We start from the raw sequence: 3,011 nt of genomic DNA, 5'->3' as shown, positions 1-3,011 counted from the left end.
TTACTATTTTAATGATTTTATAAAGCTATTTATTTTCCGGAATATTCTTTGGGGAGATGGGGCTATGAAGGCAAAGCCGGAAGAAGTGGATCGAGTTGCTAAGATATTGGCTGACGATTATCAAACAAATTTCCGGGCGATTGAACAGATGCTGAAAGAGTCAGTTCAAGAATTCGGTGAAGGCTGGGGCAGTATTTCATTATTGGCTCAAATCTCGAATGGTCAGCGACAAACAATGTCTGATTTGGCTGAACGGAATCACATCACCAAAGGGGCAATTTCAACCCAAGTTACCGGCATGTTATCTAAAGGGCTAGTTGAAGTTGTTGCGGACTGTGATGATCGACGTCGGCATTACATTCATTTGACGAGTAAGGGTGAGCACTTAATGCAACGTGTCAACGATCACACTCAGTTTGTTGCCCGCGATGTCATTAAAACAATGGGGATGGTTGGTGTCAAACAGCTACATAACGACTTTACAATGTTTACAAGTACGATTGTTAATTCAACCCATTATTACAGCAACGATGGGTCTGAATATCTGAATAAACGATAGAAAAAATGTTACTGCACATGATCTAGCGACTCAATTTTTTAAAAAATGAGGGGGTATTATTTTGGAAACTAAAACACACTTCAAAATGTACAAAGATGGCAAACAATGGACTACATTGGCGGCGACAGTACTAGCAGTTATTGGAACGGGAACTGCTATTGCAAAAGCGGACGAAGTGCCAAGCGTGGTCACACAGGAAGTTAGCAGTGGAAATGTAGCATCATTAGCCGACTCTCAGGTGACATTGAGTGCGACAAGTCAGGCCACATCCGCTGCATCGAATGTGGCTCCATTAACAAGTAGCGTCGCAACTGATACGTTACTGACAAGTAATTCTTCGGCACCTAAGACGCAGGCAAGCAATAATACAACGACTGAATCTGTGGCCAGCTCTGTTTCGTCTAATTATGATAATAATGATCGAAATGCTACTGCGTCAGTTGACAAAGCGGCTGTAAGCGTTGCGTCGACGGCTGACAGCACTGATAGTGTAGCTAACGTAACGCCTACCTCTAATCCTAACAAACAAGTTAACGTTACTAATCTTGGCGACGTTGATGATCATGTTGTAACACAGGCAAAATCATCGGCTGCCAATGTGTATCACCAAACTTCACAACCACAAGAAATTACGCGCGTGGATGCTACGGCGACGCCAACATCAACTGCGGCAGACACAATAACAAAATACACTGATCCTGCCTATTTTAGTTCTTACACTTGGCTAGATCCTGACCCGACACATTATACGTTTGATCAGATTGCGATTAATGATGGTGGCTTGATTGTGACATCAACCAATCGTAATGGGGATGGGACGGTCTATATTCATGAATTAATGCCGAAAACGTACACGCCTGTTGAAACCTATACGCTAAGTTTGGGTCAACGCGTTATTTCAAAAAAATACGGATTCGAATACGCAAACCAAGACTACGGCGTCAGTTACTTTAACAAAATGAATTACACGACATATATGGCTCGGTGGCGGGCTGATGGTACCTACTCTGAGGCAGATCATTATACGTGGGTGCCAAAACTAGTTACGGCGACAACAAACTTTGTCGACGAAACTGGAACGGCCATTAAACCGGCAGTCACATCCCAAGGACTGGCTTGGCAAACATATACGGATACGCCAGCCACGATTAGCGGGTACACGCTTGATCAAACAAAATTGCCGACAAATCAGACAGGTCAGTTAACGTTGTTTGGCAAAGGCTGGACAGGAACAATGGACTATGATGATGGCGTTACCGCCAAGTTCGTTCAATTAACGGATGCTGGGGATATTGATGTGACGATAACGGATGATCATCAATATGCAAAAACGCCAACAACGACACAAGTCTTCCATTTTAAGGCAGGCGACGAAAGTTATCAGTCTTATACTGCATTAGATTGGCGTGGTTGGGAAAAGACGATTTTCCTGAATAATCCTACGTATGGAAAGCTTGCAGTGGTGACCTATGTTTATTCTTCGAACTATGCGATCAGTGCCCGTAAAACAGTCGATGAAACCATTAACTATGTTGACCTGCAAGGAAATGTAGTTGCAGCGCAGAAAAAAGCAACGCCACTCAACTTCCTAACAGTTTACGATTCGGCGACAAAGACGGATGCAATTTATTATTCAACAACAAAATCTGCAGCCGATGCTAAAATTGATCCGGGCACGGGAAAACCAGTAGGAGACGGTTGGCAAACAGGAACTGCTAGCTTTGAAGAAGTTTCAAATCCCACAGTAGCCGGCTATCACGTTATTAGTACAACTGCGCCAAATTCTGATTTGAATCAAACAAGTGCGCAGAGCGTTGATAACAACAGTCAGGATTTAATTTACAACGTGGTCTATGCGAAAAATCCCGCTAAACCACAGGTTGTCCCACCCGTCACACCTCCAGACGAACCGAATCCTGTTCCACAACCAGATGAGACTCCGGGAAACACGCCGACGCCAACGGTCCCGAAGAAGAATAATGTGACGCCTAATACACCAGTTGTATCGACACCCACTGTCGAACAGGAACCATCAGTGCCAGTTAATGAAACACCTCAACAACTGACTACTGAACCTAAACTAGTTCCAAATGCGCAGGGCAATGTGTCACCAGTATTTGGTCCAATCGTTACGCAAAACATTAATTGGTTGGTCCCAACTCAAAAAGTGCAATTGTCCCATGACGTTACGATTGATGCGGTTGCCGCAACGCAGCCTCAAAAGAACCGGCAACCACAACGTGCGCTCAAGACGACCTTGCCGAGAACTGGTGAGCGTGATGCCTCAACTGCCACTTTGATTGGCGAGAGTCTGTTGGGAATGATTGGATTAAGCGCAGTTGTTGGGGCGTCACGACGGTTCAAACATGGCAAGTCTAAGAACTGACTAGTTCCTGTAGCAATAAAATTTTTTGAAAGGCAAATTACAAGTTTAATCCGAACAAGCCCGGAA

General features: G+C 44.2%; 2 protein-coding genes. Both read left to right on the top strand.

Features of this window, described 5'->3' with window-relative positions; translation table 11 throughout:
- Positions 1 to 559: MarR family winged helix-turn-helix transcriptional regulator (locus tag G400_RS0113010; protein WP_225351501.1), on the top strand; the 559-nt coding region annotated here is incomplete at its 5' end.
- 61 nt (positions 560 to 620) lie between these two features.
- Positions 621 to 2,945, top strand: a complete 2,325-nt coding sequence (locus G400_RS0113005; RefSeq protein ID WP_017261252.1) for a MucBP domain-containing protein — start codon at positions 621 to 623, stop codon at positions 2,943 to 2,945.
- Positions 2,946 to 3,011: the final 66 nt, after the last annotated feature.

The organism is Furfurilactobacillus rossiae DSM 15814 (genome assembly GCF_000428925.1).
GTDB classification, from domain to species: Bacteria; Bacillota; Bacilli; order Lactobacillales; family Lactobacillaceae; genus Furfurilactobacillus; species Furfurilactobacillus rossiae.
The sequence above is the reverse complement of the archived record's forward strand: the minus strand, read 5'-3'. Positions and strand labels throughout refer to the sequence as shown.